Genomic DNA, 24094 nt, shown 5'->3' with positions numbered 1-24094 from the left:
GCGCAGGCCACCCATAGACGCTAGCACACGGGGCGGCGGGAGCCGTTGAAGGGGCGGGTCAGGTGACGATCAGCAGGGGCTGGCCAGGTCCAGCTTGGCCACGATGGCGCCGGTGAAGAAGTCCACCACCTCGCCACGATGGCTCAGCACGTGGTCGCCAAACCAGTCAGCGGCCAGTCGCGCCTTGGGCATGATGGTGGTCTCGGTATGGCCGGTGGCGGTTGCGATGATGAGATTGCCGGCGAGCGTGGAGCTGTCGGTGGGCGAGGTCGGCAGGCACAGGTGGCTGCCGGATTCGTTGAACAGGATCCGGCCCGAGCCGACATGGCCATACGCACTGACGTCCTTGGTCCATACCGTTGCGCCCTCGCGGTCGCAGCACAACAGCCGGTTGTTTTCCCCGGTCACGAACAGGTACTGCCCGTCGCGGGAAAAGCGCAGGCTGCGCACCTTTGCCTCCAGCGGCACGCTGACCCTGCCGACTTCGCCGCTGGCGCAATCGACCGTCAATACGCCATTGCGGGCACGCTCGTCGGGGGCCCAGAGCCTGCCCTGCAACGGGTCGATGCTGCCGAACCTGGCGTCCACGTCACGCTCCACAGGGTCGCTGTGTTCATCGCTGTCCAGGTCGATGATCACCGGGCGTTTCTTGCCATTGGCCACGCTGACCAGCGCGTAGCGGGCGCTGGGGTCGAAGCGTGCCCAGTACGACAGCAGGTTCTGGGTTGCATGCAGCGGCGCGCCGTCGTGCACAAGGTTCAGCCGCGAGCGGCTGGCCCCGCGCACCACCAGCCACTTGACCCCGCTCAGCGCGATGCGGCGTTGGTCGCGCGCGATGTCCCACACGCTGTCGTCGGGCTGGGCGAAAGTCGGCCGGCTCAGGGTGCCGGTGTCGGGATGGTACTGCACGAGGCAGGGCGGGCGAACGGTGTCGTCCTTGTCGAAGAACACCAGGCGGCGCGGTACATCGATGTACATTGGAACTCCCAGGGCCAGCGTGCGAAACGATGCAGGATAAAGCCTGATTGCGCTGGGCAAAAGCACTTGCTCATGACAGTTCTGCCAGGCAGCGCTCCAGGATATCCAGCCCGCGCTCCAGCACGTCTGCCTCGGCGGTCAATGGCGCCAGCAACCTGATGATGTGCCGCGCCTTGCCCGCCGGCATCAGCAGCAGCCCGGCCGCGCGTGCCTTCTCCAGCACCTCGGCCAGTTGTGCGGTGGCCGGCTTGCCTTGTGGCGTGACCAGCTCGATGCCGCGCATGGCGCCCACACCGGTCAGGCGCCCGAGGTACGGCGTCAACCCGCGGGCCTTCCACGCTTCATAACGCCCGACGATGGCGCGCTCCTGCAGCTCGCCCCAGGTCGCCAGGTTGGCATCGCTCATCAGTTCCAGGGTCGCCAACCCTGCCGCACAGGCCAGCGGGTTGCCCGAATAGGTGCCGCCCAGGCCACCCTTGGGCAGGCTGGCCATCAGCTCGCGCCGGCCTACCACCGCGCCCAGCGGCACGCCGCCGGCAATGCTCTTGCCCAACAGCAGCAGATCCGGCTCGATGCCCAGCCGCGGGAAGCCGAAGCGCTGGCCGGTGCGGCCAAAGCCCGACTGGATCTCGTCGATGATGATCAGGATGCCGTGTGCATCGCAGAACGTGCGCAGGGCCTGGGCAAAGGTGGGGTCCATTGCCAGGAAGCCGGCTTCGCCCTGCACCGGCTCGAAGATGAAGCAGGCCACTTCGTTGACGTCGATCTCGACGCTGAACAGGCGCTCCAGCGCCTGCATCGCCTGCTCGCCGGTCACGCCGTTGTCGGCGCTGGGGTAGGGCAGGTGGAACACCGGGCCGGGCAGCACGCCGACCTTTTGCTTGTAGGGTGCCACCTTGCCATTGAGGTTGAGCGTGGCCAGGGTACGTCCGTGGAAGCCGCCATCGAAGGCCACCACCGCCGTACGCCCGGTGGCGGCGCGGGCCACCTTCAAGGCGTTCTCCGCCGCCTCGGCGCCACTGTTGGTGAGCATGCCTGCCATCGGGTAGCTCAGTGGCACGAACGCCTCCAGGCGTTGCATGAACTGCACATAGGGCCCGTGCGGGACGGCGTTGAACGCCGCATGGGTCAGTTGCGTGGCCTGGTGCTGGATGGCGCTGACGATCGCCGGGTTGCAATGCCCCAGGTTGAGTACGCCGATACCGCCCACGAAGTCGATGTAGTGCTTGCCATCGGTATCCCACACCTGGGCATTGCGCCCGTGTGAAAGTGTAATGGGATGCACAATGGAAAGAGATCGGCTGATTGTTTCGTGCGTCATGGGCAAGTACCTGGGTGACGGAAGTTTTTATATATCTAAGCCAACATCCGGCAAACGCCACAAGCGAAATAAAGTCGAGCAATCATTCCGTCAAATCGTGATCCTGCCCTGTATCCACTCGACGAACGCCTTCACCTTCGGCACCTGCGCCGCATGCTCGGCATGGGCGATGAAGTGCGCGCCCTCGCTGGGCATGGTGTGCGCCCAGGCCACCACCAGCTTGCCCTCGGCCAGTTCTTCGGCCACCAGGTAGCGTGGCACCAGGGCGATGCCGCAGCCGGCCTGGGCCGCGCGGATGCACAGGTAGAAGGTGTCGAAGCGCGGCCCGTGGTAGCTGTGCTGGGACTGCAGGTCCTGCTGCAGGAACCACTCGTGCCAGGCCTCCGGGCGCGAGGTGCATTGCAGCAAGGGGTGGCGGGCGAGGTCTTCGGCGCTGCGTGGCAGCGCTGCCGCGATCAGCTCGGGGTGACACACCGGCACCACCTCTTCATGGAACAGCTCGATGCAGGTGGCCCCCGGCCAGGTGCCCTGGCCGAAGAAAAACGCGATGTCGGCCTTGTTGTTGAGCAGGTCGAAGGGTTCCAGCTCGCTCTTGATGTCCAGATGGATGTTCGGGTGCTGCCGGCTGAAACCGTGCAGGTTGGGCACCAGCCAGCGTGCGCCGAAGGTGGGCTGGGTGGCCACGGTCAGCACCTGGGTCTCGCCGCCGTAGGTCAGGATGTAGCGGCTGGAGATGTCCAGCTGGGTGAGGATCTTGTTCACCTCGGCCAGGTACAGCGAGCCTGCAGGGGTCAGGTGCAGGCGCCGGCGCACGCGCTGGAACAGGTTGTGGCAGAGCATTTCCTCGAGTTGCGCCACCTGCTTGCTCACCGCGCTCTGGGTCAGGTGCAGCTCCTGCGCGGCGCGGGTGAAGCTCAGGTGGCGGGCCGCCGCTTCGAAGCATTGCAGGGTGGTGGTGGAGGGCATCAAACGCTTGGACATCGAGGGCACCGGGCAGATGAAAAGGACTGAGTTCATTCCATGGAGGAATCATGTGGTGATAAAAGGTCGTTTGTAAGCAGCCTGTTCGCAGATTAATACTGACCTGCGTCAATCATTTCAACTGCTAGTTTCGATGCCCCGAGGGACCGGGAAAAGTGCGTCCGAAACTTATCGAAAAGAGGCCGATCAGTACCCGTTACATCACGTTTGATGCCCAAAAAACAATAACGGCTCCTTACATTTCTGCTGCCGCACACTTTCCATGAAGACCTTGGCCTGACCTGCGCGGTCATCGCGCAACCAGGTGCAGCAGGCATTGGCCAGAGAGGCAACCATGTCGTCCCTACAAGAAAAACCGCAACGCTCGCTCAAGCACGGCCTGACCTCGCGTCAGGTCTCGATGATCTCCATCGCCGGCATCATCGGCGCCGGGTTGTTCATCGGTTCGTCCAACGCCATCGCCAAGGCCGGTCCGGCCATCCTCATCTCCTACATGATTACCGGCCTGCTGGTGCTGCTGGTGATGCGCATGCTCGGCGAAATGGCCATCGCCGACCCCAACAGCGGCTCGTTCTCCACCTACGCCGGGCGGGCCATCGGGCCATGGGCAGGCTTCACCATCGGCTGGCTGTACTGGTGGTTCTGGGTACTGATCATTCCGGTCGAGGCAATCGCCGGTGCCGACATCCTGCACGCCTGGTACCCCGACGTGCCATCCTGGGCCTTTGCCTTCCTGATCATGATCGTGCTGTCGTGCAGCAACCTGATCAGCGTGAAGAACTTCGGCAAGTTCGAGTACTGGTTCGCCCTGGTCAAGGTGGTGGCGATCATCGGCTTTTTGGTGGTGTGCCTGATGGGGGTGAGCGGTGTATGGCCGCTGGCGCAGACCTCGGGCGTCGAGAACCTGTGGTCCAATGGCGGCTTCATGCCCAACGGCTTCGGCGCCGTGCTGGCCGGCGTGCTGGTGACCATCTTCTCGTTCTTCGGTGCCGAGATCGTCACCATTGCCGCCGACGAAACCGCCAACCCGAAAGACAAGATCCGCCGCGCCACCAACCTGGTGGTGTACCGCATCGCGATCTTCTACGTGTTCTCGATCTTCTTCATTGTCGCGCTGGTGCCGTGGAATGACCCGCGCCTGCTGCAGGTGGGTTCGTTCCAGCGCGCGCTGGAAATCCTCAACGTGCCGGGTGCCAAGTTCCTGATCGACGTGGTGGTGCTGGTGGCGGTGACCAGTTGCATGAACTCGGGGCTGTACACTGCTTCGCGCATGCTCTATTCGCTGGGCGCGCGCGGTGAGGCGCACCCGCTGACCAAGCGTATTTCCGGCAGTGGCGTGCCCACCGTGGCGGTGCTGCTGTCGACCCTGGCCGGGTTTGTCGGTTGCTTCGTGAACTTCGCCTTCCCGGGCAAGGTGTTCGGCTTCCTGCTGTCGACCACCGGGGCCATTGCGCTGCTGGTGTACCTGGTGATTGCCGTGTCGCAGCTGCGCATGCGTGCCATCGTCGAGCGCGAGGGCACCGAGCTGGCGTTCAAGATGTGGCTGTTCCCGTGGCTGACCTGGCTGGTGATCGTGGTGATTTCGCTGGTGCTGGGCTACATGCTATTCAGCCCCGACTACCGCTACGAGACCTTGATGACGGCGGCGGTGACGGCGTTGATCCTGGGCATCGCGTTCTACCGCAAGCGGGCGCGTATCGAGCATCAGCCGCAGGCGATGACCGACCAGGGTTAGCGAGCGCTGCGCACTCGATCGCCGGCAAGGCCGGCTCCTGCAGGATCATCGTGAACCCTGCAGGAGCCGGCGAAGACGTCGCCACAGGCCTCAGCCGAAAATGTCGCGCACGCTGCTGCGATAGAACTCGAACGCCGCCAGCGCCCCATCCACCGCCTGGCGCTCCTGTTCCTCACTCAGCACCAGTGCATCGATCAACCCCACGAACTGGCGCCACTGCAGCGCACGCCCGTCCGGGTGCGGCGCCAGATGCCGGGCGCCACGCTGCGCGTCCAGCCCCAGTTGCTGGGTCTGCCTGAACAGAAACGCCGCCCCCAGGTTCGAGCCCTCGCTGCAGTACAGCCAGCCCAGTGCTTCAGCTGGCGCAGACAGCTGCACAGGTGTTGGTACACCGGGCACCGGCAGGCCAAGGTCGCGCAGATCGGCCTGCACTGCCTCGAACCGCGACAGCGCCGCCAGCCCGGGCAATGTGCGGTTCAACTGCGCATCGCCATACAAGGCTTGAAGGCTGCCATGAAAGCGGTGCTGCACCTGCAGAAACAATGCATAGCGCTCGCGGCTCTCGAACGGTCGAACGCCCATCACCAGCGTATCGACACTGTCGTGCTCGCGGCGGCTGGCGGCCTTGAGGCGTTGGCAGCGGCCGGGTTCGGGCGCAGGGGAGGCGGGGGCATTCATGGTCGGGGTCTCATGTCGGCAGTGAGCAGGCATTGGTAATGCCAATGCCTAGACTCTCTCGCGCCATCGTCGTTCCGTGCAGCACCCGGCCTGCCAGGCGAGCGTCTTCAATGCGTGGATCTGCAATGGAATCTTCATCCCGGGGCATTCGTCTCTGACTGCATTCGTGGGCGTTATGGCCGGCGGATGCTTGCATGCGCTCCAGGTACGGTCAAGCGCCGCGCAGGGCGGGTAGATGCGGGGTTGAGCAGGGGTGTCGAGCAGGCCCCTGCACCCGCAGCGCGGGCGCAGGGGCTGGCAGGTTCATGCCGGTGCGGCGGCTGTCTTGACTGCCCGCGGCTTGCGCAGCTGTTCCAGGCGTGAACCGCTGTAGGTGGTCTCGCGGAAGAACTTCCAGCGCCCGAACAGGCAGTACACGTGCGCCACGCGCCCCTGTTCGTGATAACCCATGCGCAGGTGCAGCTTCATGGCCGGTACGTTGTGCGTCTCGACCACGTCCACCACCTTGTTGCAGCCCTGGGCCTGCATGGCCGCCCACAGGTTGACCTGGGCATCCACCGACAGCCTGGTGCCGAAGTACGACGGGGTCATCTCGCCGCCGAACTCGAAGAACTCGCCCTCCTTGACCGGGAAGGTGCAGCCGTAATAGTGACGGTCCAGGTAGTCGCGCTTGCTGCCCCAGATGAACGCCACCGCATTGTCGGCATCGTCCAGGTACATGTGCCCGGTGTGGCCTTCGCGGGCAAGCTCGGCCATGGTTTGCACACGGTCGCCGAAGTGGCGGGCAAAGGCGACGGCGTTGTCCTCGGTGATGGTCACCAGGCGCACCGGCTTGTGCGGTCGCAGGTTGTGCGGCGGTACCGCACTGACCAGGTCGCGCTCCATCCACAGCAGTTCCCAGTGATAGAACACATGGCGTTCCCAGAGGGTTCTGGCGACGCGGCGCAGGCCTTTTCTTCTGATCTTGTCGCGCACGTTCTGCAAAGCACCCATGGTGCCTCCTTGCCGGATAGGGCGGATGAAACGGTGGGTTTGATGAAATCTTTTTCATGGTATAGCCCAGCGTTTTGACGGCGTGTCAAAAAGCCATCGCAGCGGTTGTTTCAAAATATGTGTAACAAGGGTGAACCGCTCTACACCGGAGGTTACCGGCATAGAGCAGTTGATCGGAAAGGTCTGACGCTTTTTTGACGATTTAATGGCGCCTGAATCAAGGCGCGGTTCTGCTCAGGCGATGAAGGTGTCAGGGGTCCGTGGCCGGGCCCGCGGCGCCAGGTGAGCGAGGCGCTTGCCGCTGTAGTGGGTGGTGCGCGAGAACCGCCAGCAACCGAACACTCTGTAGGCGTGGGTGATGCGACCCTGTTCCTGATAATCCAGCTGCAGGTGCATCTTCACCGCCTGCACGTTGTCCAGCGCCACCACATTGACGATGCGCGTACACCCCTTGGCCAGCATGGCGGACCACAGGTCGAGCTGGGCCTGGGTCGACAGGCCTGTACCGAAGTAGGCGCGGTCGACTTCCCCGGCAAACTGGAAGTATTCGCCCGGCTGCACCGGGAAGGTGCAGCCGTAGTAATGGCGGTCGTGGTAATCGCGGGTGCTGGCCCACACCATCGCCACCGCGTTGCCGTGGCTGTCCACGTACATGTGGCCGGTGTGGCCCTGTTCGGCGAGGTCGGTCATGGCCTGCACCTGGCCAGGGAAGTAACGGCTGAAGGCCTCGGTATTGTGGGGTGTTATCGCTACCAGGCGCACTGGCGGGCAGGTGCGCCTGCGTTGCGCGGCGACGGGCGCAAGGGGGCTGCGCTGCAACCACACCAGTTGCCAGTGCGAGAAGATGTAGCGGCGCCACAGCGGGCGAAGCGCACGCAGCAAGCCTTTTTGTCTGATGCGCTGGTGGGCGATTTCGATCAATTGCATGAGAACTCCGACAGGTTTTATTCCAGGAGCTCCGATTAGGCGTCCACCGGCAGTTGCATGCCATCGGCCTTCTCTACAGCCCCGGTAAGCTGAAGGTCATGCGCGCTGCATGACCTTGCAACCCGGGGCGTAGGCGCTCAGGCGTCGGTGTCGTGCAGCTGCGGCGCCGGCTCGCTGTCGGCCTTGCGTCTGGCTCGCGGGGCCAGGTGGGCCAGGCGTGAGCCGCTGTAGTGGGTCACGCAGGAGAAGTACCAGCGCCCGAAGAACCTGTACGCGTGGGTGATGCGACCCTGTTCGTGGTAGTCCAGGTGCAGGTGCATCTTGACTGCCTGTGCGTTGTCCAGCGCCACCACCACCACGATGCGCGTGCAGCCTTTGGCGAGCATGGCCTCCCACAGCTCGGTCTGTACCCGCGTGGACAGGCCGGTGCCGAAGTAGGCGCGCTCGACTTCGCCGGCGAACTGGAAGTATTCGCCGGGCTGTACCGGGAAGGTGCAGCCGTAGTAGTGCCGGTCGTGATAGTCACGGGTGCTGGCCCACACCATCGCCACCGCGTCACCGGCTTCGTCCAGGTACATGTGGCCGGTGTGGCCTTCGCGTGCAAGGTCGTTCATGGCCTGCAACTGGCCGGGGAAATGGCGCGCGAACGCGTCGGTGTTGCTCGGGGTGATCTGGACGAGCCGCACGGGAGGGCAGGGGCGGGTGCGTTGTCGAGGCACCCTGGCCAACGGGTCGCGGTCCAGCCACACCAGTTGCCAGTGCTGGAACACGTGGCGTTGCCATAGCGGGCGCAAGGCGCGACGCAGGCCTTTTTGTCTGAGACGTTGGAGCAGTTGCGAAACTAGGCGCATACGGCCTCCTGGCAGATCCGGTACTCAAGGGACCCCGATTAGGCGTGTGTCGGTAAACCCTGACCATCGGACAATGCTGCAGCCCTTGTCAGGCTTTGCACTACTACGGGCTCATGACAAAGACACTGCATGTCCGTGGCAAGTTTCATCGGTGGGGCCGGCGCGGCGCGGCGAGCGTTATTGTCGCCCCCCCGACGCATGACGTACCATCGGGCCTGCGACCCGCACCTACCTATAACAACCTTCTGCAGCGCAACACCCAGGCCGCCGGCCCAGGGGTGGCTTTTGCCTGCGCGCCTTTTGCCGCGCAGGTTTCATTGAACCCAGGGTCGCGTCTGACGCGCCCGCCCCGGAGCCTTGCCCCGTCCGATGAACAACCCCGCAGATACCCGTAATGGCAGCTGGCTCAGCGTTTTCGCGCTGGCCCTGGCTGCATTCATCTTCAACACCACCGAGTTCGTGCCGGTGGCCCTGCTCAGCGATATCGGCCGCAGCTTCGACATGCCCACCGCCCAGGTCGGGCTGATGCTGACCATCTATGCCTGGGTGGTGTCGCTGGCCTCGCTGCCGATGATGCTGATGACCCGCAACATCGAGCGGCGCAAGCTGCTGGCGTTCCTGTTCGTGCTGTTCATTGCCAGCCATGTGCTGTCGAGCATGGCCACCAGCTTCGGCATGCTGCTGTTCAGCCGCATCGGTATCGCACTGGCCCACGCGGTGTTCTGGGCCATCACCGCGTCGCTGGCGGTGCGGGTGGCGCCGCCGGGCAAGCAGGCCAAGGCCCTCGGGGTGCTGGCCACCGGCACCACCCTGGCCATGGTGCTGGGCATTCCGCTGGGGCGAGTGGTGGGCGAGGCGCTGGGCTGGCGCACCACCTTCATGGGCATCGCCGGGGTCTCGGTACTGACGTTGCTGTGGCTGATGCGCTCGCTGCCGCGCCTGCCCAGCCAGAACTCCGGTTCGCTGCGCAGCCTGCCGATGCTGCTCAAGCGGCCGGCGCTGCTCTCGGTGTATGCGTTGGTGGTGCTGGGCATCACCGCGCAGTTCACCGCCTACAGCTACATCGAGCCGTTCAGCCAGCAGGTCGCGGCGATGAGCGGCGAAATGACCACCATCCTGCTGTTGCTGTATGGCGGGGCGGGCATCTTCGGCTCGATCCTGTTCAGTCGCTACAGCGAGCGTTTCCCGCGGGGGTTCGCGATTGGCGCCATCGGCGCCATCGCCCTGAGCCTGTTGCTGCTGGCCCCGCTGGCAGTCAACCCGACCCTGCTCTGCGCGCTGAGCATGGTATGGGGCATGGCGATCATGTGTTTCAGCCTGGCCCTGCAATCGAAGGTACTGGTGCTGGCTTCCGATGCCACCGACGTGGCCATGGCCATGTTCTCGGGGCTGTACAACGTGGGCATCGGTGGCGGGGCATTGCTGGGCAGCCTGGTCAGTACCCACATGGGCCTTGGCGACATCGGCCTGGTGGGCGGCGCGGTCGCGGTCAGCGGCCTGGTGCTGTGTTGCGTGACCACCTACCGCTATGCCGGGGTGCTGGGCGCCGACAAACCGGCGTAAGCACCTCACCAGGGGCGCAGGCCCCGCTCGCTGAAGTAGCGCTCCACGGCGGCGGTGGAGGCCGAGGGTTCGGCCAGCGCCACGTAGCTGTCGGGGCGCAGCAGGTACAGCGCGTTGCGTGCCAGGCCGGCGGCCGTGCAGGCGGCCGACCAGGGGTAAACCTGCAGTGGCAGCTGGCGTGCGGCGCACCAGGCGCTCAGTTCCTTGCTGGCCAGGCCGTACACGTGCACCTGCCAGCCCAGGTGCGACAGCGCGCTGAAATTGTCGTGTTCCTGCGTGACCACCCAGGGCAGGCGGTCGCCGCCCTGCACATGGCCGGCGCTGCCGAAGCTCAGCGGCATCAGGCGGTAATTCAGGCCCAGCTGCGAGACCGTGCGAAACAGCAGGCTGCGCGCCTTGGCGAATGCCGCCATGCGCGGTATCAGCACCGGTGCCAGGCGCGTACGCAACAGGTTGGCGATGCTGCCATCGGCGGTAGCGAAGGTGAACACCTGGTCGGTGGTGGCCACCAGGCGCCGGGCGAAGGCCATGCGCTCGACCGGGTAGCTGTCGAGCAGGTCATCGTGGGCCTTGCCCTTGAGTACGCTGCACAGCTTCCAGGCCAGGTTGATTGCATCGCCGATGCCGGTGTTCATGCCCTGGCCGCCGGCCGGGCTGTGCACGTGCGCGGCGTCGCCGAGCAGGAAGGCGCGCTGCTGGCGGAAATGCCCGGCCACGCGATGGTGTACGCGGTAGGTGGAAAACCAGTTGACCTTGAGCACCTGCAGTTGCAGGTGCTCGATGGCACGTTGGCTGACATCCTCGAAACGCAGTTGCTCGGGGTGTTCGGCGCGTGCGTCGCGCACCGTGCCGATCAACCGCGCGCGGCCTGTGCCGGCCAGCGGGAACACCGCCAGAAAGTCCGCCTCGTCCAGGTCCACGTGCAGCTCGCCGTTCATGGGCGGGCCGCTGGCATCCACGTCGGCCACGTAGAACAGCTGCTGGTAGGTGCCGCCGGGGAAGTCGACATGCAGGCCGTTGCGCACGGCCGAATGGGCGCCGTCGCAGCCGGCCAGGTAATGCGTCTCGCAGTCTTGCTCGCTGCCGTCGGGCAGGCGCAGGCGTGCGCTGACGGTGGTGTCGTGCTGGGTGAAACCGAGCAGTTCGGTGCTGCGTTCGACCTCCACGCCAAGGCCGCGCAGGCGCTCGATCAGCAGGTTCTCGTGCTGGTCCTGCGGGTAGATTTCGAGAAAGGGGTAGGGCGTGAGGTTGGCGCCGATGCTGTCCAAAGGCAGGCGTGCGGCGGGCTCGCCCTTGACCCAGAGGTTGGCGGCGGGCACCTGGTGGCCGGCGCCAACGACCGCGTCGGCCAGGTCCAGCTGGCGGTACAGCTCCAAGGTGCGGGCTTGCACGGCGAGCGCGCGGGAGGTGGTGCCGGCGGCGCTGGTCCTGTCGAGGATGCGTACCGAGATGCCCAGCTTGCTCAGCCACAGGGCCAGGACCAGGCCGGTGGGCCCGGCGCCGATGATCAGGACGTCAGAGTGGGGCATGGCGCGGTCCTCCGGGAAGGTGCGGTGGCACTGACAAGTGTAGATGCAGGTGGCCACACCCCTCATCCAATTCGGTGTACCTTTGCATCCCCCCAACGCCCAGAGCACACCCATGATCGACTGGCTCAGCAACCACCCACACCACAGCGATACCCTGGCCCGCTGGCTGCACGAGCAGTTCGCCTACGAATACGCCGACGTACCGCTGGCCCAATGGCAACAGGAGTTCGCCGATGGCCAGACTGACGGCAGCCTGTACAGCCTGCTGGCGCTGGATGACGGCAACCTGCTGGGCAGCGCTTCACTGGCCCGCGACGACCTGCCCCTGCGGCCCGACCTGAGCCCGTGGCTGGCCTGCGTGTTCGTCAGCCCGCAAGCCCGCGGCCAAGGCCTGGCCGAAACGCTGATCGAGGGCATCTGCACCAAGGCCAGGGCCCTGGGGCACACGCACCTCTACCTGCACACCCACGACCGCGCCGAGTACTACCACAAGCGGGGGTGGCAGTACCTCGAGCAGTTCCAGGCCTGGGGCAAATCACACTGGCTGATGCAGTACCCGCTCTAGCCCGGGAACAGAAACGGGTTCACGCCGCTGCGATCGAACCCCTGGCGCTCCACCTCGGCATCCAGCGCGATCGAGGCCAGGTCATCGGCCACCAGCTCAAGGTCGCGCTCGTGCTCGGGGTAGAACACCTTCAGGTAGCTGTGGCAGTCGTCGCAGCTCTCGGCCTTGATCGCGGTTTCATGGGTATCCAGCGACCAGTAGTCCAGGCTGCCGGTCTCTTCGCAGTTGCTGCACTTGAGCCGCACCATGTGCCAGCGGCTCTCGCACAACCCGCAGTGCAGGTAGCGCAGCCCGGCCTGGGCACCGGTCATGATCACGCTGGCCACCGGCGCCCCGGTGCACACCGGGCAATGCTGGCGCTGCTCGCCCACGCCGGCATTGCCGATGGCGGGCAGGTGCGCCGCCAGCTGGGTGAAGTACAGCGACAGGGCGGCCCACAGGAACAGCGCCTGACCGCTGTCGATTTCGCTGAAGCGGCCTGCCAGCAACGCATCGGCCGCCACGTCCAGGGCGGCCTCGCCCTGCGCACACAGGCCCTGCAGGGTGGCGTGTTCGATGTGCTCGCCAAGCCCGCGCAACAGTTGCTGCCAGTAGGCATCGCGCGGCAGGCTGGCCCAGGCCAGCGGCGCCTTGCCGGCGGCTACCCGCCCGGCCAGGCTGCTCACCAGCGTTGCCGGTAGCGGCAGGCGTTCGAGCAATTGCTGCTGGGCATCGGCCACCTGTGCCACGAACCGCAGGTAGTCGGCCATCGGGTGCCCCTCGGCCAGCTGACGCAGGCGGGTGGCGCGCTGGCGGTAGCGCTCGCCCAGGGTCGGCAGCAGCACGGCAGGTATTTCGCCAACGCCGGCGCTACGCTGCTCGGCAGGGGTCATCTGGATGCTGTTCATTGCTGCTTGCCACTCCCGCTCTGCTTGTTGCTGATCTGCCGGTACCAGCGGTCATGGTGGGTCTTGGCCCAGCTGCGGCTCACATACCCGGTGACCATGCCGCGAATCGAACCCTTGACCCAGAACGCCAGGTACGCATGGCCGATGATCAGCAGGATCAGGCAGATGCCGGCAATGGCGTGTACCAGCAGGCCGATGCGAATCGACGGGATGCTGAACCACGGCGCGAAGTACGGCCGCCAGATCACCACGCCACTGACCAGCAGCACGCTGATCAGGCCCATGATTCCCCAGAACAGGATCTTCTGCCCGGCGTTGTACTTGCCGATCTGCAGCGCCGGCTCGTGCTCGCCGGCCAGCACCTGGCGCACGTTCCTGAACCACGCGAGGTCTTCACGCTCGGGCAGGTTGTACTTGACGAAGCGCACGAACAGGAACGCCAGCAGCAGGAACACCACCACCCCGAAGAACGGGTGCAGGATGCGCGCCAGCTGCGGGGTGCCGAACACGGCGTTGAGCCCGTTGAGCGACGGGAAGAACCACGACAGCCCCGACAGGGCCACGGCAAGGAAGCACAGCACCATTACCCAGTGGCTGGCACGCTCGATGAAGCGGGTGCGCAGGATCAGTTTGTCCTTGTTCATGCGTGGGTGTCCTCCTCGTGTTTCTCGTCGGCTTCCTCGACCTCGTTCGGCCCCACGCCCACGTAGTGGAACAGGGTGCCGGCCAGGGTAGCGAAGAAGGCCACGGCCGCCACCGGCTTGAGCCAGCCCTTCCAGCCATGGATGGCGCTGCTGATGCGCGGGTCGGTGGGCAGCTTGTGGTACAGGTGCGGCTTGTCGGCGTGCTGCAGCACGTACACCACGTGGGTGCCGCCCACGCCCTGCGGGTCGTAGATGCCGGCGCCGGCAAAGCCGCGGCCCTGCAACTCGGTCACGCGCTCGCTGGCCTGGTGCAGCATGTCCTGCTTGCTGCCGAAGTTGATCGCACCGGTGGGGCAGGTCTTGACGCAGGCCGGCTCCTGGCCCACCGACACGCGGTCCACGCACAGGGTGCACTTGTAGGCCTTGTTGTCCTTCTTGCTGATGCGCGGCACATCGAACGGGCAGCCGGCGATGCAGTATCCGCAGCCGATGCAGTGGTCGGACTGGAAGTCGACGATGCCGTTGGCGTACTGGATGATCGCCCCCGGTTGCGGGCAGGCCTTCAGGCAGCCCGGGTCGGCGCAGTGCATGCAGCCGTCCTTGCGGATCAGCCATTCGAGCTTGCCGCTTTCATCTTCGACTTCATCGAAGCGCATCAGCGTCCAGGTTTCGGCCGACAGGTCGGCCGGGTTGTCGTACACGCCGACGTTGTGGCCGACCTCGTCGCGCAGGTCGTTCCACTCGTTGCAGGCCACCTGGCAGGCCTTGCAGCCGATGCAGATGCTCACGTCGATCAGCTTGGCCACTTCGGCCTGGTGGTCGCGCGCACGCGGCGCCGGGGTCAGCACGTTGGTGGCCGAGCGCTTGATGATGTCTTGGGATTGCATGGACATGAAGTTCGCTCCCTCAGGCCTTTTCGATGTTCACGAGAAACGCCTTGTATTCCGGCGTGTGGGTATTGGAATCGCCCACCCCCGGGGTCAGGGTATTGGCCAGAAAGCCCTTGCGCGTGGTGCCTTCATAGCCCCAGTGGCAGGGGATGCCGATGGTGTCGACGTCCTGCCCGTCGATGGCCAGGCGGCGGATGCGCTTGGTCACCACGGCCTTGGCCTTGATGTAGCCACGCTGGGTGCTGACGCGCACCAGGTCGCCCTGCACGATGCCCTTGTCGGCGGCCAGCTTCTCGCCGATCTCGATGAACTGCTCGGGCTGCACGATGGCGTTGAGCCGCGCATGCTTGGTCCAGTGGCGGAACAGCTCGGTGATCGAGTAGGTGGTGGCCACATACGGGAACTGCTCGCGGCTGCCCATGCGCTTGCGATCGCTTTCGTACACCCGCGCGGTGGGGCTGTAGGTCACGTTCGGGTGCAGCGGGTTGTTCGCCAGCGGGCTTTCGGTGGGCTCGTAGTGTTCGGGGAACGGCCCGTCGTTCATCGCGCCCACCGAGAACAGCCGGCCCAGGCCTTCAGGCAGCATGATGAACGGGTTGGTGTTGGTGCCCGGTGCAGCGGTGACGGCGAAGTCCGGCACGTCCACGCCGCTCCAGCGCGCCCCGTCCCAGCCGATCAGCTTGCGCTTGGGGTCCCACGGCTTGCCCTGGGGGTCGGCCGAGGCGCGGTTGTAGAGAATGCGCCGGTTCTGCGGCCACGCCCAGGCCCAGCCCGGGGTGCAGCCCAGGCCGCTGTCGGCGTTGTCGCGCCGTGCCATCTGGTTGCCCTTTTCGGTCCAGGAGCCGGCGAAGATCCAGTTGAAGCTGGCAGTGGTGCCGTCGTCGCGCAGCTGCGAGAAGTCGTCGAGCAACTGGCCCTTGCGCAGAATCAGGTTGCCCTGTTCGTCGTGCAGGTCGGCCAGGGCGCGGCCGTTGGATTCCTTGGCCACTTCCTCGGGCTTGGGGTCGAACGGGTCGGCATAGTCCCAGGCCATGTTGAGGATCGGCGCGGGGTTGGCACCGCCTTCCTTCTCGTACAGCTCGCGGATCTTCAGGAACAGGTGGCCGAGGATCTTGCCGTCGTGCCAGGCCTCGCCGGGCGGCGCAGCGCCGGCCCAGTGCCATTGCAGCCAGCGCCCAGAGTTGACGATCGAGCCGTCTTCCTCGGCAAAGCAGGAGGAGGGCAGGCGGAACACTTCGGTCTGGATCGCCGCGGTGTCCACGTCGTGCTCCTCGCCGTGGTTCTGCCAGAAGCTCGAGGTCTCGGTGGCCAGCGGGTCGATGATCACCAGGAACTTGAGTTTCTCCAGCGCGGCCTGGGCCTTGTTCTTGTCCGGGAACGCCGCCACCGGGTTGAAGCCCTGGGCGATGTAGCCGTTGACCTTGCCCTCGTACATGCGGTTGCTGTAGTTGAGCACGTCGTAGCTGTCGTCCCACTTGGGCAGCCAGTCGAAGCCCCAGTCGTTGTCCTTGGTGGCCTTGTCGCCCCACAGGCTCTTCATCAGGCTGACGAAGAACTTGGGGGTGTGCTTGTAGTAGTTGACCTGGTCGGGCAGCACCGCGCTGGGCGTGGTCTGCTTGAGGTAGGTGGCCAGGTCGGTCTGCGCATCCGATGGCAGGTTCATGTAGCCGGGCAGGCGCAGCGAGAGCAGGCCCAGGTCGGTGTAGCCCTGGATGTTGGAGTGGCCGCGCAGGGCGTTGACCCCGCCACCGGCCATGCCGATGTTGCCCAGCAGCAGCTGGATCATGCCCGAGCCTCGGATCATCTGCGCGCCGTTGGTGTGGTGGGTCCAGCCCAGGGCGTAGAGGAAGGTGGCGGTCTTGTCCGGGGCACTGGTGGTACCGAGGATCTCGCAGATCTGCAGGAAGTCGGCCTTGGGCGTGCCGCAGATGTTGGTGACCATGTCCGGGGTGTAGCGGCTGACGTGGGTCTTGAGCAGGTTCCACACGCAGCGCGGGTGGCTCAGGGTCATGTCGCGCCTGGCGAAGCCGTCGGCGTCCAGCTCGTAGGTCCAGGAGCTGCGATCGTAACTGCGCTTGGCCGGGTCGTAGCCGCTGAACAGGCCGTCGTCGAAGCTGTAGTCCTCGCGCACGATCAGGCTGGCGTTGGTGTAGGCGCGCACGTAGTCGTGCTGGATCTTGTCGTGGGTGATCAGGTAGTTGACCACGCCCATCAGGAAGGTCACGTCGGAGCCGGCGCGAATCGGCGAGTAGATGTCGGCCACGGCGGCGCTGCGGTTGAAGCGCGGGTCCACCACGATGACCTTGGCGCCATTGCGGATCTTGGCCTCGATCACCCACTTGAAGCCCACCGGGTGCGCCTCGGCGGGGTTGCCGCCCATGATCAGCACCACGTTGGCGTTCTTGATGTCGACCCAGTTGTTGGTCATGGCGCCGCGCCCGAAGGTCGGCGCCAGGGCCGAGACGGTAGGGGCGTGGCACACACGGGCCTGGCTGTCGGTGCCCAGGATGCCCAGGGCGCGGGTGAAGCGCTGGTCCAGCGAGCCGGTTTCGCTGCTGGCGGCCGAGCTGCACAGCATGCCGGTGCTCAGCCAGCGGTTGACCGTGGTGCCCTTGTCGTTCTTCTCGATGAAGTTGGCGTCACGGTCGTCCTTCATCAGGCGTGCGATGCGCTCGATGGCGTGATCCCAGCTGATGCGCTGCCATTTGTCCGAGCCAGGGGCGCGGTATTCGGGGTAGAGCAGGCGTTGTTCGCTGTGGATGTAGTCCACCAGGCCCGCGCCCTTGGGGCACAGCGAGCCGCGGCTGACCGGGTGATCGGGGTCGCCTTCGATGTGGAAGATACGCGCCTTGGCGTTCTTGGCGCCGTCGCCAAGGCTGTACATCAGCACGCCGCAACCCACCGAGCAGTAGGTGCAGTTGTTGCGGGTTTCCTTGGCGCGCAGCAGCTTGTACTGGCGTGATTGGGTGGCCTGGGCCATGCCCGGGGCGAAGCCCAGGCTGGCCGCAGTGGCGGTGGCAGCGCCGACGGTGCACAGCTTGAAGAACTGTCTTCTGCCCAGTCCCATGGTTATCTCCTTGTACAAACGAGCTCCAGAATCGGCCGCGCACGCGCAGGCCCGCCGAGATCAGCGTCAGGATCGGTAAGTGGTATGCAGGCTAGTCACAGAGGGTGCGCGCCAAGACCCTTTCTATCGTGGGTGTATTGCGCGCATTCGGGGGCAGTTTATGCCCTTACTTAATTTGTGACTAATCGACCTTGTCGATGAACCTATAGAGGGATTCGATTGTTTGGCATTCAGCGCGAGAGGTCGGCGGGGATCATTGCGGTATCGATCACGATATCCACGGGCGCGGTGACGATAAACGCCAGCGGGCACACGATCAGCGGCCAGCAGAACTGCGCCGAGGTGGCGCTGAACAGGAACGAGAAGTTGTTGCGCACGCCCCGGTACATGCCTGGGGATGCACATTCGGCGCAGTACCCACCGCGCATCATGGTGCCGCAGCTGGTGAGGGCGAGGGTGGAGACGATGAGGGCGAGCGAGAGGATTCGGATGGTGCTGTTCCTTGGCACAGGGGGAGGGTCCGTTTTTCTGCGCGGCATTCTCTCACCGGGGGCCGGGGCAATGCTACAGTCGCTCCTTTTTCAATCAGCAGGCCAGGCCTCTTCGCTGGCAAGGCCAGCTTCTACAGGGCCAGCGAAGAGCCCGGTGCTGCCGACACACAACCAACGGGAGAGACAACCATGCGCGCAGCAATGCTATTGGGTACGGCACTGGTGCTGGCCGGATGCGCCTCGTCGACGATGAACCAGGCTCGCCTGGGCGCACCGCACAAGACCTTCACCTCGGCCAAGGCCGAGCCGCTGGTGGCCGAGTGCATCCAGTTCGGTTGGCAGGACGAAGCCGTCTTCGGCGTGGATGCCAGCGGCTACCTCGACGCCGGCCCCAACGGCGGGGCCACGGTGTCGACACGCGATGCCGAATACTTCGCCGATGTGCGCGCCGAAGCCGGCGGCACGGTGGTCAAGTTCTACACCCTCAAGGACGATGCATTGGCCCAGCGGCGCATGGCGGCGTTGGCCACCTGCCTCTAGCCACGCCCCTCGAAACGCCCGGTGATGCGCTCGCGCCAGCTCAGCGGGCGCGCAACGTGTTCATGCGCGCCGATCTCAACCAGGGTGAAGGCGCAGCGCACGATATCGCTCACTTCCTGATCGGCCAACCGTGCGCAGGCTTCGCGGTGCGCCTGTGCCTGATCGCGACCTGCCAGGCTGTGCACCTCGAAGCCAAGGTTGCGTTTGGTGATATGCCAGTGGTGAAACACAGCGACAAAGCGGCTCATGTGCGCCCCGCAGTCAGATCAGGGATGGGGTCATGCATGCAGCTTGCCCGTGATGCGCTCCAGCCAGCTCAGGCGCCGGGGCGCCAGGGCAGTGCTGGCAATCTCGATCACGGTGAAGTCGCAGGTCTGATCGTCCTGGTAGCCCTGTTCATTGCGTATGTCGCCCGCTTCAAGGTGCGCATCGGCATGATTGTCGCTGTGTAGCGCGTGCACCTTGAAGCCCCTGTCCACGGCATGCCGGCTTCGCAAGTGAAACACCCCCACGAAGCGGCTCATGCCTGCGAAGCCCCGCGCTGTGCTTCAAGCGCCTCGATACGTGCCTGCAGGCGTTCGCGTTCCTGGCGTTCGGCGCCGATGTCCTCGAACACGCTGATCAGATGCTGCGGCTGGCCGTCCTGGCGGCGCTGCAGGGCGGTACGTGCACGTACCCAGATGTAGTGGCCCTGCTTGTGGCGCACGCGCTTTTCCACTTCGTAGCGCTCGATCTCGCCGGCCAGCAGGCGCTGCAGCAACTGCAGGTTGGCGGCCAGGTCGTCGGGGTGGGTCAGTTGCTGGAAGGTCATGCCGTACAGCGTTTCGGCGCTGTAGCCCAGCAGCTCGCAGAAGCTGCCGTTGACCCGCTGCCAGGTGCCGTCCGGGTCGATGTAGGCCAGCGCGCCCCAGGCCAGTTCGAAGATGGCGCGAAAACGTTCCTCGCTGTTGCGCAGTTGCTCTTCGGCGACCTTGCGCTCGGTGTTGTCCATGCTGATGCCGACCATCTTCACCGCGCGCCCGGCGCTGTCGCGCACCACCGTGGCGCGGGAGGCGATCCAGCGCATCTCGCCGTCGGGGCGATAGATGCGAAAGTCGCACTCGCAGCCTTCGCCTTCGAGCAGGGTCTTGCTGTACAGCGCCTGCAGCATCTCGACGTCCTCGGGGGGCAGGTGCACCCAGAAGTCTTCGTTGCGGATCACCTGCCAGCCGTACACGGCCTCGACGTTGGGCGAGTAGGTGAGTTCGTCGCTGATCAGGTTCCATTCCCAGGTCACGATGCGGGCGCCTTCCTGGGCCAGCTTCATGCGGGTTTCGCTCTCCATGATCTCGGCGGTGTAGCGCCGGCGCAGGTCGGTCATCGGCAGCTCCACCACCTGGGTCTGCTGCACGTCCTGCAGGGCTTCTTCGCCGTAGCGCAGCCAGATCCAGTTGACCTTGAGAAAGTCGGCCAGCTTGCGCAGGTTGGCGTAGTCGATCTCGCCGCCGCGGGTCCATTTGTGCACGGCGGTGCGCGAGATCCCCAGGGCCGTGCCTACCGCCTGCAGCGTCAGCTTGTGGTGTTCGAGCAGTTCCTTGAGGCGAAAGGCGAAGCTGTTTTCGGTCATGCGCTGGGGTGTCCTTGGCGAGGGCATGGCCGGCCAGTATACATAAGCTGTCAACCTCAGGTTGACGGGGGTATGCGCGTCGCATCGCGGGCCTGACCCGCGATGCATTCAGCGCCGCTCACCAGCGCACACGCACCCCCAGGTTGCCGATCAACCCGTTCAAGTCGTTGTCGTCCACGTCGCTGCTGTAATCGGCACTGACAAACAGCGCCACCTTGGGCGTCACCCGTGCCACCAGGCCCAGGCCCACCTCCACGGTGGTGGCGTTGCGTCCGCTGCTGATCTTGTCGACCTTGTCCAGGCTCACCGTGTCGGCGTTCGAGAAGTCGTACCACACGTTGGTGCGCACATAGGGTTCGATGGGCATGCCGCGCACCTCGTAGCGGGCCGACAGCTTCGCCCCCACCCGACCGGTCCAGCTCGGCTGGCTGTCATAGGCCTGCAGGGTCTGGGCCTGGGCGTCGTTGCCGGGGTAGTACTGCTGGTTGATCAACTGCGCCTGGGGCTCGATCACCCAGTGCTTGCCCAGGCCGATGGGGAAGCCGCCCTCCACCGAGAAGGTCAGCGCGTGCCCGTTGCCATCGAGCCGTTCGCCGTCGCTGCCGCGCCCGCTGGCGTCGAAACGGGTGCCCATGGCCACCGCATCCACATGCCAGCCCTGGTCATGCTGCAGGCTCCAGTACATGCCCAGGCTTTGCCCTTCCAGGCGCACGGCGTTCTGCTTGTCGCCCAGCTGTGGCCGGCGATTGTCCAGGCCGCCCTGCAGGTTGCTGTGGCCCATGAAGATCCCGGCGCGGTGGGTGTTGCCGCCGGCGGTTTCCCGCACGAACAGGTCGGGGGCGATCTGCAGGTTCTGGTTGGGGGCATCCAGGCGTTGCGGGGCAGTCCTGACCGGCGTGGGAAAGAACTGCGCCCACTGGCTGGCAATGCCTTCGTCGCCGAACACCGCCGTGCGCTCTGCCAGGCGTTCGGAAAACGCCCCCAGCGTACCCAGGCTCAGCCCCGACACGCTGGCCGGGACCAGCGACGGCAGCGCCAGGCCGTGTGCCGGGTTGAACATCGGGTCGTCGTCTTCCAGCCCCGCCGCCAGGCTTTCGAGCGGGGTTGCCAGCAGCAGCGACGTCGACAGTGCGTAGAAAACATACTCGAGCCCCGAAGGGCAGGGTGCGCTTTTCATGGCCGATCTCCTCTGTGTGTTACAGCCAAAGGTCTGGCCTGATGTCACGGGCTGTAAGGCAGGAACAGAGAGCGACCCAAACCAGCAAACCTGCCCCATGGCGCGCGCAAAGCCGCGTGCCAGAGGCCCGGAATGAAGTTGAACACGGTGGTTCTAGGTGTAGCTAAGGAGAGTCGCAGGCAGGCGTCAAGATAGTGTGATTATTTTGTGATGGCCGTGTTGGAGGGGGTAAGCGGTTGAAAAATAGCGGTTACTGAATGGGCATAGCCGCGTTGCGAATGACAACGCGGCTGGCTATTTCGAATGATTGCTAAAGCGTCAGGCGTCCTCGTCCCGTTGCAGTTCCAACAGCAGCAACGAGCGTCCGGTGACGTTGAACACGCTGCCGAATTCCAGGCGCTGGGCCTTGCGCAGCTGCGGCCGGTCGGTGTCGATCAGGCAGTTCCAGTACTCGCCCTCGGGCACGTCGGGCAGGGTGAAGTCCACGCCGTCGTGGTGCGCGTTGACGATCAGCAGCAAGGTGGCGTCTGCCCCCGGGCGCAGGATGCCGCTGACCTGCGCGCGCCCGTCCATGAGCATGCCCAGGCAACGCCCTTGCGGGTCTTCCCACTGCTCCACGCTCATCTCGCTGGCGTCCGGCGCGAGCCAGGTCACGTCCTTGACCCCGATCGCCTCGTTGTAGTCGCCCACCAGGAAGCGGCTGCGGCGCAGGATCGGGTAGGCCAGGCGCAGCTTGGTCAGGCGCTTGACGAACTTGAGCAGGGCGCTGCCTTGCTCGTCCAGGTCCCAGTTGATCCAGCCGATCTCGCTGTCCTGGCAGTAGGCGTTGTTGTTGCCGTGCTGGGTGCGGCTGAACTCGTCGCCGGCCACGATCATCGGCGTGCCCTGGGCCAGCAGCAGGGTGGCGAAGAAGTTGCGCATCTGGCGCTGGCGCAGGCTGTTGATCTCGGGGTCGTCGGTGGGCCCCTCGACCCCGTGGTTCCAGGAGATGTTGTTGTTGCTGCCGTCCTGGTTGTTCTCGTCGTTGTCCTCGTTGTGCTTGTCGTTGTACGACACCAGGTCGCGCAGGGTGAAGCCGTCGTGGGCGGTGATGAAGTTGACCGAGGCATAGGGGCGCCGGCCGCGGCGGTTGAACAGCTCGCCGGAGGCGGTCATGCGCGCGGCAAAGTCGGCCAGCTGGCCTTCGTCGCCTTTCCAGAAGGCGCGCACGGTGTCGCGAAAGCGGTCGTTCCATTCGGCCCAGCCCGGCGCGAAGTTGCCCACCTGGTAGCCACCGGGGCCGCAGTCCCAGGGTTCGGCAATCAGCTTGACCTGGCTCAGCAGCGGGTCCTGGCGGCAAGCCACCAGAAAGCTGTGCCGCTCGTCGAAGCCTTCGTGGTAGCGGCCCAGGATGGTCGCCAGGTCGAAGCGAAAGCCATCAACGTGCATCTCGCCTGCCCAGTAGCGCAGCGAGTCGGTGACCAGTTGCAGTACGCAGGGGTGGCTCAGGTCCAGGGTGTTGCCGGTGCCCGAGTCGTTGATGTAGTAGCGCTTGTCGTCGGGCATCAGGCGGTAGTACGAGGCGTTGTCGATACCGCGCATCGACAGTGTGGGGCCCTGCTCGTTGCCTTCGGCGGTGTGGTTGTAGACCACGTCCAGAATCACCTCCAGGCCGGCGTCGTGCAGGTGCGCGACCATCTCCTTGAACTCGGCGATCTTGCCGTTGGCCAGGTAGCGCGGGTGGGGCGCGAAGAAGGCGATGCTGTTGTAGCCCCAGTAGTTGTTCAGGCCCTTTTGCAGCAGGTGCTGGTCGTTGACGAAGGCGTGGATCGGCAGCAGCTCGATGGAGCTGACGCCCAGGCCCTTGATGTGCCCCAGCAGCTCGTCGTTCATCAGCCCGGCGAAGGTACCGCGCGCCGCTTCCGGCACCGCCGGGTGACGCATGCTGATGCCGCGCACGTGCGCTTCGTAGAACACGGTACGATCCCACGGCACGCCCACGCGCTGGTCGCGGCCCCAGGTGTAGGCCGGGTCGATGACCTTGCACTTGGGCACGAACGGCGCACTGTCGCGCTCGTCGAAACTGAGGTCGCCATCGGGGTGGCCGATGGTGTAGCCGAACAAGGCCTCGGACCAGCGCAGCTCGCCGACCAACTGCTTGGCATACGGGTCGATCAGCAGCTTGTTGGGGTTGAAACGGTGCCCGTTCTGCGGCTCGTAGGGGCCGTACACGCGGTAGCCGTAGATCTGCCCCGGGTGCGCGTCGGGCAGGTAGCCGTGGTAGATCTCGTCGGTGTACTCGGGCAGTTCGATGCGCTCGAGCTCATGTTCGCCGCTGGCGTCGAACAGGCACAGTTCGACCTTGGTGGCGTTGGCCGAGAACAGTGCGAAGTTCACACCCAGGCCGTCCCAGGTGGCGCCCAGGGGGAAGGGCAGGCCCTCGCGGATGCGCGAAGGTTCAACGGCGTCGGGCTGGGTGTTGTGTTTGGACTTGGGCTGGGTCATGGCAATCCTTGTAGCGATCCTTGGGGGGCGAAAGGCGACGCACTGGGCGCCGGGGCAGCGTTGCGCTGCCCCGGGGCGGTAGTGACGCAAGGTACGGCGGCGTCAGGGCGTGGCGGGCTTCTTCGCGGTACGCGGCTTCTTTGCCGGGTCGGGCTTGGCCGCAGGGGCCGGCGGCTTGGCCTTGGAC

General features: G+C 65.3%; 22 protein-coding genes. 4 read left to right on the top strand and 18 right to left on the bottom strand.

What is annotated here, in order from left to right; all coding sequences use genetic code 11:
- Positions 1-69: 69 nt before the first annotated feature.
- The 3 genes from JZZ72_RS14160 to gcvA form a co-directional block, all read right to left on the bottom strand.
- Positions 70-978 (bottom strand): YncE family protein, encoded by a 909-nt coding sequence (locus JZZ72_RS14160; RefSeq protein WP_210014618.1) that lies wholly within the window; start codon positions 976-978, stop codon positions 70-72.
- 70 nt (positions 979-1048) lie between these two features.
- Positions 1049-2299 (bottom strand): 2-aminoadipate transaminase, encoded by a 1251-nt coding sequence (locus JZZ72_RS14155; RefSeq protein ID WP_054915403.1) that lies wholly within the window; start codon positions 2297-2299, stop codon positions 1049-1051.
- Between the two features lie 90 nt (positions 2300-2389).
- Complete coding sequence (gcvA, locus tag JZZ72_RS14150; protein ID WP_043862969.1) at positions 2390-3280, bottom strand: transcriptional regulator GcvA; 891 nt, start codon at positions 3278-3280, stop codon at positions 2390-2392.
- 334 nt (positions 3281-3614) lie between these two features.
- Here gcvA and JZZ72_RS14145 point away from each other — a divergent pair, with 334 nt between their 5' ends.
- Positions 3615-5015 (top strand): amino acid permease, encoded by a 1401-nt coding sequence (locus JZZ72_RS14145; protein WP_043862968.1) that lies wholly within the window; start codon positions 3615-3617, stop codon positions 5013-5015.
- A 90-nt stretch (positions 5016-5105) separates the two neighbouring features.
- Here the strand turns inward: JZZ72_RS14145 and JZZ72_RS14140 are convergent, their stop codons facing one another.
- The 4 genes from JZZ72_RS14140 to JZZ72_RS14125 form a co-directional block, all read right to left on the bottom strand.
- The gene (locus JZZ72_RS14140) at positions 5106-5693 is read right to left on the bottom strand and encodes a biliverdin-producing heme oxygenase (RefSeq protein ID WP_210014617.1); all 588 of its coding nucleotides are present in this window, start codon (positions 5691-5693) and stop codon (positions 5106-5108) included.
- 303 nt (positions 5694-5996) lie between these two features.
- Positions 5997-6686: a GNAT family N-acetyltransferase gene (locus JZZ72_RS14135; RefSeq protein WP_043862966.1), complete on the bottom strand. Its 690-nt coding sequence runs from the start codon at positions 6684-6686 to the stop codon at positions 5997-5999.
- A gap of 234 nt (positions 6687-6920) precedes the next feature.
- Entirely contained in the window at positions 6921-7613 is a 693-nt protein-coding gene (locus JZZ72_RS14130) for an N-acetyltransferase (RefSeq protein WP_104573075.1), read from the bottom strand.
- Between the two features lie 137 nt (positions 7614-7750).
- Complete coding sequence (locus tag JZZ72_RS14125) at positions 7751-8464, bottom strand: GNAT family N-acetyltransferase (protein WP_236066279.1); 714 nt, start codon at positions 8462-8464, stop codon at positions 7751-7753.
- Between the two features lie 369 nt (positions 8465-8833).
- On the opposite strand from JZZ72_RS14125, the gene JZZ72_RS14120 reads away from it, so the two are divergent.
- Complete coding sequence (locus tag JZZ72_RS14120; RefSeq protein ID WP_043862964.1) at positions 8834-10027, top strand: sugar transporter; 1194 nt, start codon at positions 8834-8836, stop codon at positions 10025-10027.
- Between the two features lie 5 nt (positions 10028-10032).
- Here the strand turns inward: JZZ72_RS14120 and JZZ72_RS14115 are convergent, their stop codons facing one another.
- On the bottom strand, positions 10033-11556 hold the full coding sequence (locus JZZ72_RS14115; protein WP_058541110.1) for an FAD-dependent oxidoreductase: 1524 nt from the start codon (positions 11554-11556) through the stop codon (positions 10033-10035).
- Positions 11557-11668: 112 nt separating this feature from the next.
- Between JZZ72_RS14115 and JZZ72_RS14110 the strand changes: the two genes are divergently transcribed.
- On the top strand, positions 11669-12121 hold the full coding sequence (locus JZZ72_RS14110) for a GNAT family N-acetyltransferase (protein ID WP_043862962.1): 453 nt from the start codon (positions 11669-11671) through the stop codon (positions 12119-12121).
- On the opposite strand, the gene fdhE is transcribed toward JZZ72_RS14110, so the two are convergent.
- The 5 genes from fdhE to JZZ72_RS28105 form a co-directional block, all read right to left on the bottom strand.
- Positions 12118-13008, bottom strand: a complete 891-nt coding sequence (gene fdhE / locus JZZ72_RS14105) for a formate dehydrogenase accessory protein FdhE (protein ID WP_043862961.1) — start codon at positions 13006-13008, stop codon at positions 12118-12120. The two genes, JZZ72_RS14110 and fdhE, sit on opposite strands and share 4 nt — an antisense overlap.
- The gene (locus tag JZZ72_RS14100; RefSeq protein WP_043862960.1) at positions 13005-13652 is read right to left on the bottom strand and encodes a formate dehydrogenase subunit gamma; all 648 of its coding nucleotides are present in this window, start codon (positions 13650-13652) and stop codon (positions 13005-13007) included. The genes fdhE and JZZ72_RS14100 overlap by 4 nt, the downstream gene beginning before the upstream one ends.
- Positions 13649-14539 (bottom strand): formate dehydrogenase subunit beta, encoded by an 891-nt coding sequence (gene fdxH, locus JZZ72_RS14095; RefSeq protein WP_269210608.1) that lies wholly within the window; start codon positions 14537-14539, stop codon positions 13649-13651. The genes JZZ72_RS14100 and fdxH overlap by 4 nt, the downstream gene beginning before the upstream one ends.
- A gap of 19 nt (positions 14540-14558) precedes the next feature.
- Entirely contained in the window at positions 14559-17609 is a 3051-nt protein-coding gene (gene fdnG, locus JZZ72_RS14090) for a formate dehydrogenase-N subunit alpha (RefSeq protein ID WP_081315155.1), read from the bottom strand.
- A gap of 230 nt (positions 17610-17839) precedes the next feature.
- Positions 17840-18118, bottom strand: a complete 279-nt coding sequence (locus tag JZZ72_RS28105) for a YceK/YidQ family lipoprotein (RefSeq protein WP_116054465.1) — start codon at positions 18116-18118, stop codon at positions 17840-17842.
- 171 nt (positions 18119-18289) lie between these two features.
- Here JZZ72_RS28105 and JZZ72_RS14080 point away from each other — a divergent pair, with 171 nt between their 5' ends.
- Positions 18290-18640, top strand: a complete 351-nt coding sequence (locus JZZ72_RS14080) for a hypothetical protein (RefSeq protein ID WP_043862958.1) — start codon at positions 18290-18292, stop codon at positions 18638-18640.
- On the opposite strand, the gene JZZ72_RS14075 is transcribed toward JZZ72_RS14080, so the two are convergent.
- The 5 genes from JZZ72_RS14075 to glgX form a co-directional block, all read right to left on the bottom strand.
- Positions 18637-18888: a hypothetical protein gene (locus JZZ72_RS14075; RefSeq protein WP_043862957.1), complete on the bottom strand. Its 252-nt coding sequence runs from the start codon at positions 18886-18888 to the stop codon at positions 18637-18639. The genes JZZ72_RS14080 and JZZ72_RS14075 overlap by 4 nt on opposite strands.
- Before the next feature lie 30 nt (positions 18889-18918).
- Complete coding sequence (locus JZZ72_RS14070) at positions 18919-19101, bottom strand: hypothetical protein (RefSeq protein ID WP_146095039.1); 183 nt, start codon at positions 19099-19101, stop codon at positions 18919-18921.
- Positions 19102-19160: 59 nt separating this feature from the next.
- A complete protein-coding gene (locus tag JZZ72_RS14065) occupies positions 19161-20246 on the bottom strand; it encodes a helix-turn-helix domain-containing protein (protein ID WP_043862955.1) in 1086 nt (361 codons plus the stop codon).
- A 118-nt stretch (positions 20247-20364) separates the two neighbouring features.
- On the bottom strand, positions 20365-21423 hold the full coding sequence (locus tag JZZ72_RS14060) for an autotransporter outer membrane beta-barrel domain-containing protein (RefSeq protein WP_043862954.1): 1059 nt from the start codon (positions 21421-21423) through the stop codon (positions 20365-20367).
- Positions 21424-21741: 318 nt separating this feature from the next.
- Complete coding sequence (gene glgX, locus JZZ72_RS14055) at positions 21742-23907, bottom strand: glycogen debranching protein GlgX (RefSeq protein WP_054915395.1); 2166 nt, start codon at positions 23905-23907, stop codon at positions 21742-21744.
- Between the last annotated feature and the right edge of the window lie 187 nt (positions 23908-24094).

It is taken from the genome of Pseudomonas palmensis, assembly GCF_017848315.1.
Lineage (GTDB): Bacteria > Pseudomonadota > Gammaproteobacteria > Pseudomonadales > Pseudomonadaceae > Aquipseudomonas > Aquipseudomonas palmensis.
Note: the sequence above shows the minus strand (reverse complement) of the source record. Positions and strands in the feature narration are given on the sequence as shown.